The sequence below is a fragment of the Haloarcula sp. NS06 genome, assembly GCF_051122755.1.
Taxonomy (GTDB): domain Archaea; phylum Halobacteriota; class Halobacteria; order Halobacteriales; family Haloarculaceae; genus Haloarcula.
On the sequence record NZ_CP184846.1, the window covers coordinates 95,338 to 110,361 of the forward strand.

Genomic DNA, 15,024 nt, shown 5'->3' on the forward strand with positions numbered 1-15,024 from the left:
TTGTGGTGCGAAATCACAATGTTACCACTGTTATTCGAGTAGTGAACTGATGGGGAACAGAGACTTTGTACGTCGAGTCCCCCTGTTTGCTTGTAATGGATTCCCGGGAACAGGAACCTGCACAACAGCACGATACTGCAACCCAACCGACAGACGGCTTTGACGAAGAGAAGGCGCGACGTGGCGCTCGCCTTCTGCTTGAAGCCGCTGGCCGTGATCCCGATTCGGCAGCGCTCTCGGATACGTGGAGCCGGCGTGTCCCGGACATGTTCGAGACGCTGACGGCAGGGTCTCGGTCCGAGTCAGGACCGGTCATGCGGACCTTCGATGCGGAGACCGACGGACTCATTGTCAAAACCGGAATTCCGCTTCACAGCATGTGCGAACATCACTTGCTCCCCTTCTAGGGCGTTGCCCACGTGGCGTACAGACCCGGGGAAGAGATGGTGGGATTGTCAAAGCTCATCCGGTACGTCCGGTGGCAGTCACGCCAGCTGACGACACAGGAGACGCTCACGCGAGATATCGCAGTCGGTCTAGCCGATGAACTCGACGCGCACGGCGTCGTCGTCGAGGTGACCGCAACGCACATGTGCGAAGTCATGCGGGGCATCGAAACGGAGACTGAGACGACGACCAGAGAGCACGTCGGAACGATCAGCGAAGCGGACCGCACGCAGTTCAGGGAGTCGATTCGACGACACGACCAGTAGTCACTGATGGGTGACCCGCATTTCAGGAGGGTATTGATAAACAGGAATTCTACCTGCTACTGCGTCTCCAATCGCGTGTGGTACCTGTGTGACCAGTGCGTGGTGTAAAACTCAACGTATTTGTAATCATACAGGATGAGTGCATGCGGTGTCTTTTCTAGCCACAGAACCCTGGCCTGTACTTGTCGATCGTTTTGAAAGGATGGCGATGGGCCACGTCCTCGGCGGAGGTGCAGCCTCGAAGACGGGGAAACGACTGGCCGACCCGACTCATTCCTCGATAACGTAATTTCCGAAGTTATCGACGGTTCCCACCGGTGGCGCACCGAGGGCAAGCCACACGTGCGTCTCAGCAGTATGGTTACACAGGGTTCGAACCGTGTCCGGATACACACGGACCACTCTGCGCTCGGGGACGTCGTAAACGTCGCCTTCGATAGATATCTGGCCGCCGGTCGTCGCGACGAACACTTCTTCTTGGCCGTCGTGCGTATGCGGCGTCGTCACGGAGTCCGGTTCGACGACGACCCGATTCACCCGCATCTCCTCACAGCCGAGCGGCTCCGTGAGCTTTCGGACCTCTGTATCGCAGGTGTTGAACTGTTCCGTTGATAGCGTCGCTGGCTGGACGGTTTCGCACGAAGAGGCCATACTTCGTCTTGACACAGCCCAGGCATAGCCTTTGTGACGGGAGGGCCCACATGGCGTTCGAATACCTCCAGGGAAACCATTAGACAAATGGGCCGAGAGTGCCGCAGTATGGATAATCAATCTCTAGAGACGACCGGCACTGTGGCCGACAAATGACCTTCGGGGACCAGCCAATCGGCGAGTTTCTCGACGAAGTCGCGTCGGGGCAGGTAACTCCGAGCGGTGGCGCGGTCGCGGCCATCGGCGGGGCGATGGGCGCGGCGCTCTGTGAGATGGTCTGCATCCACACCGTCAGTGCTGATGAGCCCAGTGCAGACTTCGGTGAATTAGCGGCTCTGGCGGATGCGCTGGCCGATAGCCGGGCACGGCTGCTTGCCCTTGCTGACGAGGACGCGGCAGCGGTCGACGCGGTCGGGGCCGCGTTCGAATCCGGGAACGACGACCGGATTCAGGCGGCCTCGAAACGCTCGACAGAGGTGCCGCTCGAGACGGCCGAGGTCTGTCTCGACATCGTTGAGCACGCCCGTACGGTGACTGCGAAGGGGACGCCTGTCGCCGTCCCGGACGCAACTGTCGGGGTGCTGCTCGAGGCAGCGGCGCTACGGGCGTCGGTCTCGACTGTCCGGGCCAATCTCGACATGATAGACGACGAATCATTCGTGGCAGCGATGAAACAGCGAGCAGACAAGGCAGAAGCGGCCGGTGAAGCGGCACTCGACGAAGCGGTCGCAAACGCGGAGCGGTGAGCGTCGTTCGCTCGTCGAACACCGAGCGGTGTTCACTAGAAGTCGAGATGACGAAACGCGAGAGCCGGGACGTGAGGCCGGTTTGTCAGAACAGGCCCGAAATGTTCCCGTCTTCGTCGATGTCCATGTCAGCGGCGGCCGGCCGGGCTGGTAGGCCGGGCATCGTGAGCGCATCGGCTGTGAGCGCGACGAGGAAGCCCGCGCCGGCGGATGGATACACTTCGCTGATTTCGAGTTCCCAGCCCTCCGGCGCACCCTTCTGACTCGCGTCGTCGCTCAGCGAGTGGAACGTTTTGGACATAACGACCGGGTAATCGTCGAAGTCAAGCTCGTTCATCTGCTCGACGTCGTCGAGCGCGCCACCGGTGTATTTCACGTCGTCAGCGCCATAGATCTCGGTCGCGACAGTGTGGATCTTCTCTTTGATGCTGTCATCGTCGTCGTACAGCATCCGGAAGTCCTCCTCGTCGCTCTCCTCGGTCGCCTCGATGACGTTCTCCGCGAGGTCGACACCGCCCTTGCTGCCGTCGGAGAACACGTTCGACTCGGCCGCTCTGACGCTGAGTTCGTCGTGACAGTGGTCCAGAACAGCCTGAACCTCCTCGTCAGTGTCGTCCGGGAAGCGATTAACAGAGACGACGACCGGGACGCCGAACTTCTGGAGGTTCCGCGCGTGTTTATCGAGGTTCGAGAAGCCCGCTTCAACGGCTTCAACGCCAGCCTCGTCGATCTCGTCGTAGTCGACGGGCCACTGGTCCAGTCCGTGGTACTTGAGCGCGCGAACCGACGCCACGAGCACGACGGCGTTTGGCGTCATATCGCCTTTGCGACAGACCACATCCATGAACTTCTCGGCCCCAAGGTCCGAGCCGAAGCCAGCCTCGGTAACGAGGTAGTCGCCCATGCCGAATGCGGTCTTGTCGGCGACCAGCGAGTTCGTTCCGTGGGCGATGTTCGCGAACGGGCCGCCGTGGACCAGCGCTGGCGTTCCCTCGATGGTCTGGACGACGTTCGGCTTGATCGCATCCCGGAGAAGCATGGTTGCTGGGCCGGTTGCCTCGATGTCATCGACAGTCACCGGGTCGCCGTCCTCATCGTAAGCGACGATGATGCGACTGACGCGCTCTTTCAGATCCCCGATATCGCTGGACAGACAGAGGACCGCCATTAGCTCGGAGGCTGCTGTCAAGATGAAGTTATCCTCCCTCGGGGTTCCACCGGTCTTCCCGCCGAGACCGACGACCGTCTCTCGGAGTGCGCGGTCATTCATATCGATAGCGCGCGGCCACGAGACGTTGTTGATGTCGATGTCCAGATCGTCACCTTGCGAGATCTTCGCATCGAGCATCGCAGCGATGAGGTTGTGCGCGGAGGTGAGCGCGTGGAGGTCGCCGGTGAAGTGGAGATTGATGTCCTCCATCGGAAGGACCTGCGACCGGCCGCCACCTGCTGCGCCGCCTTTGACGCCAAACACCGGGCCAAGCGAGGGTTCCCGGATGGCAATCATCGCCTCCTCGCCGACGTGGTTGAGCGTCTGGCCGAGGCCGACGGTCGTTACCGTCTTCCCTTCGCCTTTCGGTGTCGGCGTCATTCCGGTTACGAGTACGAGGTTCTGTTCCCTGTTCTCGGCCTGTTCGCGGAGGCGCTCGATGGCGTGTTGTTTGACTTTTGCGGTGTATTCGCCGAAGTATTGGAGGTCGTCAAGGCCGAGTCCCCACGGCTCGACCAGTTCCCATATCGGCTCCATATCGGTCGACTGGGCGATATCGTAATCCGTTGGAATCGGCTCCCGTGTCTCTTCGGTCGCGGATTGCTCATCCTGTGAAGACATCTCAGTTAGCTCTTCCCTGCACCGTCGTAATAATGTTAGTGAAACTGACACTACCGGGATAGGATGTGTTCGAGATGCCGTTGCAGACCCTAGAAGCCACATCATGTATCTCGGCTTACGAGATCTGTTCACAGATCTGACAGCAGGTCAGCCGACAGTGGCCGCAAAGGCAGAATTTGCGAGATTACTTGACCGCAGCTTCAGGTCCAGTATTTAGGTTTTACACCGATTGAAGCCCGAATTGGCTACGTTACTTGGGTACGTGATATCGAGGCAGATTCGCTCTGGCGATAAATTAATCAGGCCGCCGCCGCCCAATTGTGCTATGGAGTACCACGAGTCGGCGGACTACCTGCAGTCACTACAGCGTCGTCGGCCCAAGTTGGGGACCGATACGACGGCGCGGATGCTCTCGCATCTCGGTGACCCGGACGACAGTTTCGACAGCGTGCAGATCGCTGGGTCGAACGGAAAGGGAAGTACCGCCCGAATGACCGAGAGTGTGCTCAGAGCCGCCGGGCTCGATGTCGGCCTGTTCACCTCGCCAGGATTGAACGGTTTCCGGGAGCAAATCACGGTCAACGGCGGTCGGGTACCGAAAGAGCGAGTGACGGAGTTCGTCGAACAGATAGATCCCTGTATCGACCAACTGGCTGCCGAGGACGACAAGCCGACGCATTTCGAGGTACTCACGGCGCTGGCGTTCTATCACTTCGATGTCGAAGATGTCGACGTGGCAGTACTGGAAGTCGGTATTGGCGGCCGGTACGACGCAACAAGCGCAGTCGATCCCGTCGCAAGCGCTGTCACCAGTATCAGTTTAGAACACACTGACCTGCTCGGCGACACAGTCGAGGAGATCGCTCGCGACAAAGCGCAGGTCAGCCCCAGAGACGCCCCACTTGTGACGGGAACGACCGGCGCTGCTCTCGATTCGGTTCAGGGGATTACCGACACTGTCACGGTCGGTGATGAGGCGGCCGATGTCACGGCCGTCGAAAACGGCATGCGCTCGGCCGTCGAGAACCGTATCGCGCTCACGGGGCCGGACTGGGCCCTCGAATCGAACCTCAAGCTACTTGGACAGCATCAGGCGGAGAACGCTGGCGTCGCCGCGACACTGGCTCGACAACTCACCGACGTAGACACGGAAACTATTGCCGAGGGGCTGCGGGCTGCGACGCTGCCGGGCCGATTCGAGATCCGGTCGACCGACCCGATGGTGGTTCTCGATGGCTCTCACAACCCCGGTGCGATGGAGACGCTGACGACACTTATCCAGCGATACGAGTACGATAATCTCCACGTTGTCTTCGCCGCGATGCAGGACAAGGAGTACGAACAGATGATTGCGACGCTTCCGGCCGTCGAGACGGCCTTCGCGACGAAACCGGCGGTCGACCGAGCCGCAGGCACCGGATCGCTCGCTGCTGCGTTTGAGGGGCAGGCAGCACAGATACAGCAGATTGAGTCCGTCCCCGAAGCTACCGAACGAGCCATAGCCGCGGCCGGCGCGGACGACTTCGTGCTCGTGGCCGGCTCACTCTACGCAGTGGCCGAGGCTCGGGACCGCTGGAGTCGGCTCGTCGTTCCGAAAAAGACTCTCCAGCAGGCGTCCACCGAAGAGACTGCTGGAGTCGGAAAGAAGCCACAACTTCACCAGCAGATGCTCTCGGTCACGTTGCGGCGTGACCAAGCAGGAGTCGTCAAACAAGAGTTCGAGGACTGTGGCGGTACGTGTACCTGTTCGGCTGTCGGAATGCCGGAGAAACTCGTCGATACGACGCTTTCAGGGACGCCGCGACAATTTAAACAGCTCACTGACCGTCTGGCTTCGGCCGGGCTGGGGCTCAGTCGCCTCGCCATGCAACTCGAAGATAGGCTGTCTGGGCGGTCGTTCCCGCCGCCGTTCGATAGTGAGGAGGCGGCCGTGATGGGTATTCTCAATGTTACGCCGGATAGTTTCCACGACGGCGGCGAGTACAACCATCGCGACCTTGCTATCAGTCACGCAGAACAGATGATCGAATCCGGGGCGGATATCATCGATGTCGGCGGCGAGAGCACGCGTCCTGGGGCAGAGCCGGTGTCCATTGAAACGGAAATTGATCGCGTAGTACCGGTCATAGAGGCCGTTTCGTCGCTTGACACGACTGTCTCCGTAGATACCCGAAAGGCCGCCGTCGCTGACGCGGCGCTGGGTGCTGGCGCCGACATCGTCAACGACGTGTCGGGGCTGTCGGACCCCGAAATGCGGTTTGTGGTTGCTGATCACGACGCGTCCGTTATCCTGATGCACAGCCTGTCTGCGCCGGTGGACCCAGGTCGGACTGTGACCTACGACGATGTCGTCGATGACGTGCTTCGAGACCTCACGGAGCAGATACTGCTCGCCGAGCAAGCCGGCATCGACCGCGAGCAAATTATCGTCGACCCCGGCTGTGGGTTTGGGAAGAACGCCGCCGAATCGTTCGAACTCGTCGACCGACTCCACGAGTTCCATGCGCTCGGTTGTCCGGTGCTGGTCGGGCACTCCCGGAAGTCGATGTTTGCTGGCATGAGCGACACAGGAGCGGACAGGCTGCCGCCGACCCTAGCAACGACAGCGCTTGCTGCTGAACGCGGGGCTGACGCCATCAGGGTCCACGACGTCTCCGAGAACAACGCCGTACTCAAGACGGTATCAGCGACAGCGTCGCGACCGTCTGAGCCGCAGAAACAATGATACCCGTCCAACACCAACAGTATGTATGGTACAGTTTCCGGTTCAGCTCGGCTCTGGTCTGCTCGAATCCGTCGGGCAGGTGGCTGCAGTCGCTGGGACCGTCGTTCTCCTACTGATACTCGTCGGCCTAGGTGCCTTCGCGTACAAGAGCGTCGTCGGAGACGGAATCCGGTGGCCCGACGAGCGAGAGGAGATGGACCGTGACGAAGACGGCGACGTCGTACAGGGAAGCCGTGAGGACGACTGGAAGTACTACTGAAGTTAAATCCAACGCGTGTGGTATAAGGAGAGCATCCCACGCTTGACCCTGTGGCCGTTTCGAAGCCACACATAGGCAGCCACATGACGGTACTCCGGTTCGTGTGCCTCTTGTCTAATCGGTACTGTGGTCGTAGGAGTGTTCGAACTCCCAGTGGTACCGACAGTCCGTACAGGTCGCCCACTCGGGAATGTCGAACCGCTCGGGATGTCGTTGACCGTGTTCCATCCGGCTTCGACAGACTGGACACGTGAGATATAGGAGTTGCAGGTCAGCAAATTCGTCGTGGCCGTACTCACCGACACACCGCGGGCAGTCGATGCTGTCACGCGCGTTGTGCTGGAAGATTTTCGACTCGCATCGCGGACACTCGACCGTCGCTGGCGGCCGTCTTGCCCACCCAATGTCACCGTCGTAGGTCGTCGTTGCCGTGTCCATGCTCGACAGCCTGAACTTGTTCGGCCCATCACTCCGCTGGAGTGGCGCCGCAACCCGCTTCCCAACCCAAACAAGCTTCGAGAGCAGAACTGCGGGCCATCTAGACACTGTGACATGGTATGTATTCTGACGGCTTAAATTTCCGGGCAGTGCCGACACTGACCCGGTGCTGTGCGGTCGATAGGTTTTCACGGTGACCCACGGTATGTGAAGTATGAGTTTTGACGTGGCTGCCAGTGTCGCGCCGGCCGTCCCGGAACTGGCCGCAACCAGTTGGAACCCCGTTGTGGGGCAGTTGGCCCCCGGCGTTAGGTCCGAACTGTCCAGACCGATCCGCGGGCTCGCCTCGTTCGTTCTTGTACTGGTGGCTGGCGCAGTAGTACTCCGACTGCGGCAGGGCTACGTTGACGAGTCGATCAACGCGATACTGGCTAGCCCGATGACAGCCGTCCTCTACGGCATCGCTGGATACGTGATCGTCGGTATTGTCGGCCTCTACGGGGCAACGACGCTGGCCCGACTCAGTGTCGCTGGCGGGGTGTTCGTCCGCATCGCGATTCTCGTCAGTAGCGCGTTCGTTCTGGTACTCACAAGTTTCGGGTTTCTCGTCGTCGGCACGCTTTTCACCGATATTCTGTCCGACCGACAACCAGCGTTGGGCCTGCTCATTGGCGCATTGCTCAGTGCTGTGCTGTGGGTCCTGTTGTCTCCGGCTGGCAGTATCGTCTCTAGCCTTGCCATCGCCGCGTTCGGAATCGGCGGCGCTGCCCGACTCTGGATACACTCTGAACGGACGGTCGAGACAGAACTGGGTGGTCAGTAGCGTGACCGGTTGTGACCGCTGTTAGCGAGAGCGAACAGACTCGAGCGGTCGCGTACGAAAACGGCAAAACAAGAGCGCGTCAGTCAGTGCCTGTCGCAGTGTCGTCTCCTGGGTCGGAGATATCCGTTACCATCTCGTCACCAGAGGTCACGACGTCCACGTCATCCCGTTCAGAGAGATCCTGAATTGTCTCTGCGAACTCCTCGGACTCGAGTATCTGGTACTCGTTATCGAGCCCCAGATACACCGTATAACACATCAGACACAGGATGGCTGCGAACGGGAGTCCCGTGGTGATTGCGGCCGTCTGGAGCGCAGTCAGTCCGCCGCCGATGAGCAGGATCGACGCGACAAGCCCTTCAGTGAGTGCCCAGAAGATCCGCTGCGTTCGCGGAACGTCGTGTTTCCCGCCCGAAGTCAGGTGGTCGATGACCAGTGACCCAGAGTCGGACGACGTGACGAAGAACGTGATGACCAGCAACGTTGCCAACAGGCCGCTAATCACGCCAAGCGGGAACTGCTCCAGCAGGGCAAACATCGCGACGGTCTGGCCGACTTCGTTATACGTCGCCAGCGCCTGTCCGTTCCCCATCAGTGAATTGAACATCGCGCTGCCGCCGAACACCGACAGCCAGAGCGTCGAGAACAGCGACGGAAGGAACAGGACGCCCAGGACAAACTCCCGGACGGACCGCCCCTTCGAAATGCGTGCGATGAACATCCCGACGAACGGCGACCACGCGATCCACCAGCCCCAGTAGAACACGGTCCATGCAGTGACGGTCCCGTTTGAGGCCTCATTGAGCGTGCCGGTGAAGAAACCGAGCGCGAGGATGTTCCCGAAGTACGCGCCGAGTCCTTCTACCCAGGAACTGAAGATGTACACCGTTGGGCCCACGATAGCGAGGAACCCAAGCAGTGCGAACATCAGGTAGAGGTTGAGCGTGCTCAGCCGCTTGACACCGCCGTCAAGCCCCGCCGCAACCGAGAGCGTCGCGATAAGCGTGATACCAGCGATGAGCACGACTTGCGGCAAGGTCCCTGTCGGGATACTTACCGCACCGAGCATGTCTCCCCCCACGTAAGAGAGGCCCGTGTTGACCTGTGCAACACCGAGTCCCAGCGAGGTTGACAGCCCGAACAGCGTAGCGAACACTGTCACGAGATCGATAATGTGGCCCGGCCAGCCGTAAATCCGCTCACCGAGCAGGGGCCAGAATATCGACCGGAATGTGAGTGGGAGCCCGCGGTTGAATGAAAAGAACGCGAGGCCGAGTCCCACGAGGCCGTACACCGCCCACGGATGAAAGCCCCAGTGGAAGAATGTCTGTGCCATCGCGGCGGACGCTGCCGCACCGGTTCCGGCTTCCGCTCCGAAGAAACTCGGCGGGTTCTGGAAGTAGTACAGCGGTTCCGAGACGCTGAAGAACATGAGTCCGATCCCCATGCCGGCGCTGAACAGCATCGCCATCCAGGAGAAATCGCTGAACTCCTTTTCTGCCTCCACGCCACCGATTTTGATATTGCCGTACTTGCTGAACGCGAAGTACAGCAATGTAATAATGAACACGTTCACCGCCAGCAGGTAGAACCAGCCGAAGGTGTCTCCGATAGTGTTGAACAGCCACGTGTACGCGGAGGCTGCTGTGTCACCCAGCAGTACCGTTACTGCGACAAATAACGCAATGATCGCCAGCGCCACCGGGAATACCACCGGGTGGATGTCAAATCCAGCCGCCTGAATGTTTGTGTCACCGGGCTCGCGGTCGGACTCCGGGTGGAACAGTTCTACCTGAAGCCCGTCCGACATCTCGCCGGTTTGGTCGTCACTGTCTGACATACGTTACCCCTCTCGAACGCGGTACTGATCTGTGGTGTCTCATTGTCGTAGTTACGGTCCTGCTCTGTCATGATCCGTTGCCACCGTCATGCCAGCGACATCCCGGCGTAGGGCGTCTGCAGCATTCGCATCCTGTTTGTCTCACTATACTCGCCTGTGCGGGCACAGCGTGCCCGTAGGGTTATTGTCGATGTGCTTTATGTGCTACACAGTCTCATACATATGCACTAATGCAACTCTAATAAAACTTCACCTTAGACAGCAATATATTACGGATTGAAGCGCTGTACTGCGGTGGTTTGACAGATACGTATTCAATCTAGCACATTGAGGTTTACTGGCCGTCGATGAGTCGTTCGATTGTCTCGCGGCATGGTGGGCGCGTATTTATTTCGGAATCCCACCTACGACCAGTATGGGACGACTTCTGGCAACGGGGGCAGCCGCGGTGGCAGCACTGCTGATGGGCGTCGGTCTCATCGGGATGACAGCTGGCGACTTTCGGCTTGCAGGGTTCAGTTTCCTCAGCGCAAGTCTTGTGATCTACATACGCGAGACGCGATTGATAGACGCGTAGTATGGGTCAAATATCGTTGACGCTCATCCGCTGGCTGATGACTGGAATGCTTGACGTTCGGACCACCTTGTCGGTCGTGCCACCGAGCAGGTTCCCGAGTTTTCCGCGGAACGCCGAGCCAAGAACAATCGCGTCCATACCTTCGCCTTCGGCGAACTCGACGATCTCCTCGCTGGGCGCGCCCGTTTTGAAGTGCGTTTCGTAGTCGACACCGTGTTCTTCAGCGATAGTCCTGAGATTCGCCAGTACCTCCTCCCCGTAGTTCCGATACTCCTCGCGCATCTCTTCCTCGTCATCTCTGAGCGCAAGCGCACGGGGTGTGCCCGGCAGATCGATGACGTACAATGCATGGACTGTCGCACCGAGTGCAGCGGCGAGTTCGATGCCGTGCTCTGCCCCCTTCCGGGCCTCGTCGCTGCCGTCATACGGGACGAGTATGTGGTCGTACATGGTACCTGACTCATGTGTACTTCCCCCACACACCTGTTATAGGTTTCCCCGCTTGCGGAGTCGGTCCATCTGTCTGAACGCTGATTCCCGCTTACAATGCGCTGCTTTTCGCTTCCCGTGCAACGTTATCGACGGGATAGCCCGCGTCGCGTATCGCTGTGATGATGGTCTGTGCGTGCTCGGCACCGCTGGTCTCGACGTTGAATACGAGATACGCCTCCCCGATTTCGAGATTCTCGACAGACCGTTCGTGCCGAACGTCGTGGATATTGGCCCCTTGCCGGGCGATAACGCCCGATATTTCCTCCATCACACCCGGCTGGTCGTCGATACGAACCCGGAGTTGGAGGAGTTGCTGGCGCTCCGTGAGCGCATGGATGAGAACCTCTCTCATTTGTGTCATGTCGAGGTTCCCGCCACAGAGCAGTGGCATCACCGTTTCACCCGACACGTCAAGGCCGTCGCTCAGCACGGCGGCCACGGAGGCAGCCCCGGCACCTTCCACAACCTGTTTGGCTCGTTCCATCAACAGGAGAATCGCCTGTGCGATATCGGTATCCGAGACAGTCACGACCTCGTCGACGTTTGCCTCGATGATGTCAAGTGTCGTCTCCGAGATACCGCCGGTGGCGATACCGTCGGCAATGGTGTCAACTTCATCAAGCACGACCGGAATCCCCTTGTCGAGGCTTTCGTGCACCGTCTCCGCGCCGGTCGCCTGAACGCCGACGACGCGCGTCTCGGGCGAGAGGTGCTTGATTGCGGTCGAGACACCGCTGATAAGTCCACCGCCGCCGATGGGGACGATGACCGTGTCGACATCGGGGCAGTCGTGGTACATTTCCGTACCGAGAGTCCCCTGTCCGGCAATGATATCTAGATCGTCGTAGGCGTGAACGAACTCAGCGTCGGTTTCCTCGACGACGGCTTTGGCGTGGGACATCGTCTCCTGAAAGTCGTTGCCGACCAGTTCGACGCTTCCGCCGTAGGACCTTGTGGCGTCGATCTTGGCCTGTGGTGCGTTTTCCGGCATGAAAATCGTCGACTCTGCCCCGCATTTCGTCGCGGCAAGGGCGACGCCCTGTGCGTGATTCCCGGCGCTGGCGGCGACAAAGGATTCCACACCATCGGCGACATCCTGCGAGATTTTGTTATACGCACCTCTGGTTTTGAACGACCCTGTCCATTGGAGGTGCTCCATCTTCAGGTACACCTCGGCGTCAACGAACCCACCAAGGGACGAGCTCCGTTCGACTGGTGTTTTCTTTACGACTGTGTCGTCGTCCAGACGTTCGCGGGCTCGTTCGATATCTGCGTATGTGACGGGCAGCGTGTCCGATTCAGTTTGTGTCATATGTTGGTATCGTCTCGGGCCTGCTATCAAAGTTGTTGGGGCATTGCGCTGTCCTGTTATTTGATAATTCGCTCCCGGGTCGGGTCGAACAGCGGCTCGTCGCGCACGGTCGCGTCGTATATCTCGCCCTCGCACTGTATCTGAACCGACGTGCCGGCTTCGGCGTGTTCAGTTGGAACGTACGTGTACGCGATTGACTCGCCAAGACTGTAGCCGTAGTTCCCGGCCTGCACGTAGCCAATCGCGTCGCCGTCTTTGAGCACTGGTCGCCCACTTAGCATGATGTCTGTCGAGTCGTCGAGCGTGAGCGGCGTGATTTTGCTGTCGATACCTTCCTCGCGTGCGGTTTCTAGGGCCGCCTTGCCGATGAACTCGGTATCCATATCCACGGCAAAGGGAAGGCCGGCCTCGAAAGGGTTCGAGTCCGTATCGATGTCCGTCCCCCAGAGTCGGTAGCCCTTCTCGAGTCGCATGGAACTGAGCGCGCCGCCGCCCATCGGCCGAACCCCGAGATCCTCTCCAGCGTCCTGCAGCGTCTCCCAAAGTCGCTGGCCGTACTCCGTCGGAGCCCACAGCTCCCACCCGAGCTCGCCGACGTACGAGACCCGCAGCGCGATGACCGGCACGTCGCCAACGTACATCTGCTTGGCGCTGAAGTACGGGAAGCCCTCGTTTGTCACGTCCGCGTCTGTACATCGCTGGAGGAGGAGCCGCGCGTTCGGTCCCCAGAGGCCGATTGTGGATTTTGCACCTTCTTCAACGTGGACCGACACCGTCGCAGGCGCTTCGTCTTCGAGGTGGCCGCCGTGGATACCGGGAGAGTTCCCGCCACCGGTCGTCACCATGAATTCCTCGTCGTCGAGTTTGACGACAGTGATATCGGCGAGGATGCCGCCACCCTCGTTCAGCAGCAGCGAGTACCGTACCTGGCCGACATCGAGGTCCATGTCGTTGCTACAGACCCGCTGGAGGAACGACTGGCTCCCCTCACCTTCGACCATAATCGAACTGAACGTCGTCATGTCGAACATCGACACATTCTCGCGGGTGTGGAGATGCTCCGCGGCCTCGATCTTCGAGCGATTGACGCCCTGCCAGCCGTCCTGGTCAGGAATCCGGTCGTCGTACTTCTCAACGAGGTCGGCGTTTGACTCGTACCACTGTGGTGTCTCCCAGCCGCCGCTCTGGTAGAACTCCGCACCGAGTTCCTTCTGCTGGTGGTAGAATGGACTCGTCCGGAGCGTGCGGTGGTCATTAGGCTGCCACCGCGGCTCGACAATGCTGTACACCTGCTCGTAGCGCTTGGCCCCGCGGTCGACAAAGTAGTCCTTCTCGCCCGCGTGGGGTTCGAACCGTCGGACGTGGATGCCGCCGGTGTCGACCGGGCCGGACGGCAACCGGGGAACGCCGTTCTCCATCCACTCGGCAAGGATGCGGCCGTAGCCGCCGGAGTGGGTCCACCAGATGGCCAGCCCCGTCCAGAGGCCGTCGACCTGCGCCGTCTCGCCGACGGCCGGCATCCCGTCGGGCGTGAAGACGAAGATACCGTTCTCGGTGGCCTCGTATTCCACGTCCTGTGTCGCCGGTAGCAGTTCGTCGAAGGCCTGTTTCGCGGACTTGTCCCGGCCGCGGTGGGTCGGCGTATCCCAGTGTTCTTTCGTGAACCCTCTAACTGACGCCTGATGTTCCTCGGTGTTCTTCCCCATCGCTTCGGGATCGACCGAGAGCGTCTCGTGATTGTACGACCCCATTCCGAAGGCATCGCCGTGGGTTCGGAAGTACAGCGAGTGGTCCTGGTCGCGGCCGACGGGCTGGTGTGGCCCTTCGCTCATGTACTCCGCGATAGAGCGATCCCCCGGAACGTCTAGCCCCGTCGTGTTGTCGCCGACGGAGGATTCGGTGTCGGCGAGTTCGTCCATCGGTTCCGTGACGACGTACTGGTGCTCGACCGGGGCAATTGGGAGGTCGAGTCCGGCCAGTTGGCCGGTCTGGTAGCCCCAGTTGTTCGTCGCAATAACCGCTCGCTCGCAGTCGATTCCGCCCTGGTCCGTCTCGACGGCGTTGATCTCGCCCCCCGAAACATCCAGATCCGTGACCTCCGTGTTTCCGTAGAAAGACGCCGAGGAGTGCTCCATGTACCACTGGAGCGCGCCGATACCGTCAACGCGCCCGTCGGTCGGCGAGTAGTAGCCACCGAGGATTTCGTCTTCGTCGACCATCGGAAGGTGCTCGGTGACCTCCTCAGGCGAGAGCAACTGTGGTTCCGGCAGTCCGTAGGAAGTCGCCCACTCGACACGCCGACGGAGGAAGTCCATGCGCTCCTCGCTGCGGGCCACTTCGATGCCACCCACCTCGTCGTAGACGCCGGCGTCCGAAAGGAGCCGACTGGTGTAGTAGGCTGTCTTTGTTTGTATCTTCGACGGCGAGGTCTGGAACATTATCCCAGGGGCGTGGACCGATGAGCCGCCAGTGACCGGGAGCGGTCCCTGGTCGATGACGGCAACGTCCTCCGCGCCGAGTTCCGTCAGGTGATACGCGACGCTACACCCGACGGCCCCGGCACCGATAACGACAGTATCCGCCCGAGATGGGGGAGTCTCTGTGCTCATGTATCTCG

General features: G+C 60.1%; 12 protein-coding genes and 1 pseudogene. 6 read left to right on the top strand and 7 right to left on the bottom strand.

Annotated features, from left to right (window positions below; all coding sequences use genetic code 11):
• Nucleotides 1–95 precede the first annotated feature (95 nt).
• Nucleotides 96–713, top strand: a pseudogene (folE, locus tag ACODNH_RS22150) (GTP cyclohydrolase I).
• 270 nt (nt 714–983) lie between these two features.
• Here folE and ACODNH_RS22155 read toward each other — a convergent pair.
• Nucleotides 984–1,364, bottom strand: coding sequence for a hypothetical protein (locus ACODNH_RS22155; protein ID WP_434531861.1), 381 nt, complete (start codon nt 1,362–1,364; stop codon nt 984–986).
• A gap of 152 nt (nt 1,365–1,516) precedes the next feature.
• Between ACODNH_RS22155 and ACODNH_RS22160 the strand changes: the two genes are divergently transcribed.
• Nucleotides 1,517–2,110 carry a cyclodeaminase/cyclohydrolase family protein gene (locus tag ACODNH_RS22160; protein ID WP_434531862.1) on the top strand — a complete coding sequence of 198 codons (594 nt, stop codon included), beginning with the start codon at nt 1,517–1,519 and terminating at the stop codon, nt 2,108–2,110.
• An 85-nt stretch (nt 2,111–2,195) separates the two neighbouring features.
• On the opposite strand, the gene ACODNH_RS22165 is transcribed toward ACODNH_RS22160, so the two are convergent.
• Entirely contained in the window at nt 2,196–3,941 is a 1,746-nt protein-coding gene (locus ACODNH_RS22165) for a formate--tetrahydrofolate ligase (RefSeq protein ID WP_434531863.1), read from the bottom strand.
• A 325-nt stretch (nt 3,942–4,266) separates the two neighbouring features.
• Between ACODNH_RS22165 and folP the strand changes: the two genes are divergently transcribed.
• Both folP and ACODNH_RS22175 read left to right on the top strand, forming a co-directional pair.
• Nucleotides 4,267–6,666: a dihydropteroate synthase gene (folP, locus tag ACODNH_RS22170; protein ID WP_306711109.1), complete on the top strand. Its 2,400-nt coding sequence runs from the start codon at nt 4,267–4,269 to the stop codon at nt 6,664–6,666.
• A gap of 25 nt (nt 6,667–6,691) precedes the next feature.
• Nucleotides 6,692–6,925, top strand: coding sequence for a hypothetical protein (locus tag ACODNH_RS22175; RefSeq protein ID WP_306711107.1), 234 nt, complete (start codon nt 6,692–6,694; stop codon nt 6,923–6,925).
• A 114-nt stretch (nt 6,926–7,039) separates the two neighbouring features.
• Here the strand turns inward: ACODNH_RS22175 and ACODNH_RS22180 are convergent, their stop codons facing one another.
• Nucleotides 7,040–7,363 carry a hypothetical protein gene (locus tag ACODNH_RS22180; protein ID WP_306711105.1) on the bottom strand — a complete coding sequence of 108 codons (324 nt, stop codon included), beginning with the start codon at nt 7,361–7,363 and terminating at the stop codon, nt 7,040–7,042.
• Between the two features lie 214 nt (nt 7,364–7,577).
• Between ACODNH_RS22180 and ACODNH_RS22185 the strand changes: the two genes are divergently transcribed.
• Nucleotides 7,578–8,186: a hypothetical protein gene (locus tag ACODNH_RS22185; protein ID WP_434531864.1), complete on the top strand. Its 609-nt coding sequence runs from the start codon at nt 7,578–7,580 to the stop codon at nt 8,184–8,186.
• A gap of 79 nt (nt 8,187–8,265) precedes the next feature.
• Here the strand turns inward: ACODNH_RS22185 and ACODNH_RS22190 are convergent, their stop codons facing one another.
• Nucleotides 8,266–10,026 (bottom strand): BCCT family transporter, encoded by a 1,761-nt coding sequence (locus ACODNH_RS22190; protein ID WP_306711100.1) that lies wholly within the window; start codon nt 10,024–10,026, stop codon nt 8,266–8,268.
• A 415-nt stretch (nt 10,027–10,441) separates the two neighbouring features.
• On the opposite strand from ACODNH_RS22190, the gene ACODNH_RS22195 reads away from it, so the two are divergent.
• The gene (locus ACODNH_RS22195; RefSeq protein WP_154020974.1) at nt 10,442–10,603 is read left to right on the top strand and encodes a hypothetical protein; all 162 of its coding nucleotides are present in this window, start codon (nt 10,442–10,444) and stop codon (nt 10,601–10,603) included.
• 6 nt (nt 10,604–10,609) lie between these two features.
• Here the strand turns inward: ACODNH_RS22195 and ACODNH_RS22200 are convergent, their stop codons facing one another.
• The 3 genes from ACODNH_RS22200 to ACODNH_RS22210 all read right to left on the bottom strand — a co-directional run bounded on the left by ACODNH_RS22200 (nt 10,610) and on the right by ACODNH_RS22210 (nt 15,016).
• Entirely contained in the window at nt 10,610–11,053 is a 444-nt protein-coding gene (locus ACODNH_RS22200) for a universal stress protein (RefSeq protein WP_306711097.1), read from the bottom strand.
• 91 nt (nt 11,054–11,144) lie between these two features.
• Nucleotides 11,145–12,407, bottom strand: a complete 1,263-nt coding sequence (ilvA, locus tag ACODNH_RS22205) for a threonine ammonia-lyase (RefSeq protein ID WP_434531865.1) — start codon at nt 12,405–12,407, stop codon at nt 11,145–11,147.
• A gap of 56 nt (nt 12,408–12,463) precedes the next feature.
• Entirely contained in the window at nt 12,464–15,016 is a 2,553-nt protein-coding gene (locus tag ACODNH_RS22210; RefSeq protein ID WP_434531866.1) for a GcvT family protein, read from the bottom strand.
• Between the last annotated feature and the right edge of the window lie 8 nt (nt 15,017–15,024).

Excerpts from the sequence above, each read along its gene's own strand:
- ACODNH_RS22160 (WP_434531862.1), top strand. The coding sequence starts at position 1,517 with ATGACCTTCGGGGACCAGCCAATCGGCGAGTTTCTCGACGAAGTCGCG.
- ACODNH_RS22195 (WP_154020974.1), top strand. The coding sequence starts at position 10,442 with ATGGGACGACTTCTGGCAACGGGGGCAGCCGCGGTGGCAGCACTGCTG.
- ACODNH_RS22155 (WP_434531861.1), bottom strand. The coding sequence starts at position 1,364 with ATGGCCTCTTCGTGCGAAACCGTCCAGCCAGCGACGCTATCAACGGAA.
- ACODNH_RS22200 (WP_306711097.1), bottom strand. The coding sequence starts at position 11,053 with ATGTACGACCACATACTCGTCCCGTATGACGGCAGCGACGAGGCCCGG.
- ACODNH_RS22180 (WP_306711105.1), bottom strand. The coding sequence starts at position 7,363 with ATGGACACGGCAACGACGACCTACGACGGTGACATTGGGTGGGCAAGA.
- ACODNH_RS22175 (WP_306711107.1), top strand. The coding sequence starts at position 6,692 with ATGGTACAGTTTCCGGTTCAGCTCGGCTCTGGTCTGCTCGAATCCGTC.
- ACODNH_RS22185 (WP_434531864.1), top strand. The coding sequence starts at position 7,578 with ATGAGTTTTGACGTGGCTGCCAGTGTCGCGCCGGCCGTCCCGGAACTG.
- ACODNH_RS22190 (WP_306711100.1), bottom strand. The coding sequence starts at position 10,026 with ATGTCAGACAGTGACGACCAAACCGGCGAGATGTCGGACGGGCTTCAG.
- ACODNH_RS22165 (WP_434531863.1), bottom strand. The coding sequence starts at position 3,941 with ATGTCTTCACAGGATGAGCAATCCGCGACCGAAGAGACACGGGAGCCG.
- ACODNH_RS22210 (WP_434531866.1), bottom strand. The coding sequence starts at position 15,016 with ATGAGCACAGAGACTCCCCCATCTCGGGCGGATACTGTCGTTATCGGT.
- ilvA (WP_434531865.1), bottom strand. The coding sequence starts at position 12,407 with ATGACACAAACTGAATCGGACACGCTGCCCGTCACATACGCAGATATC.
- folP (WP_306711109.1), top strand. The coding sequence starts at position 4,267 with ATGGAGTACCACGAGTCGGCGGACTACCTGCAGTCACTACAGCGTCGT.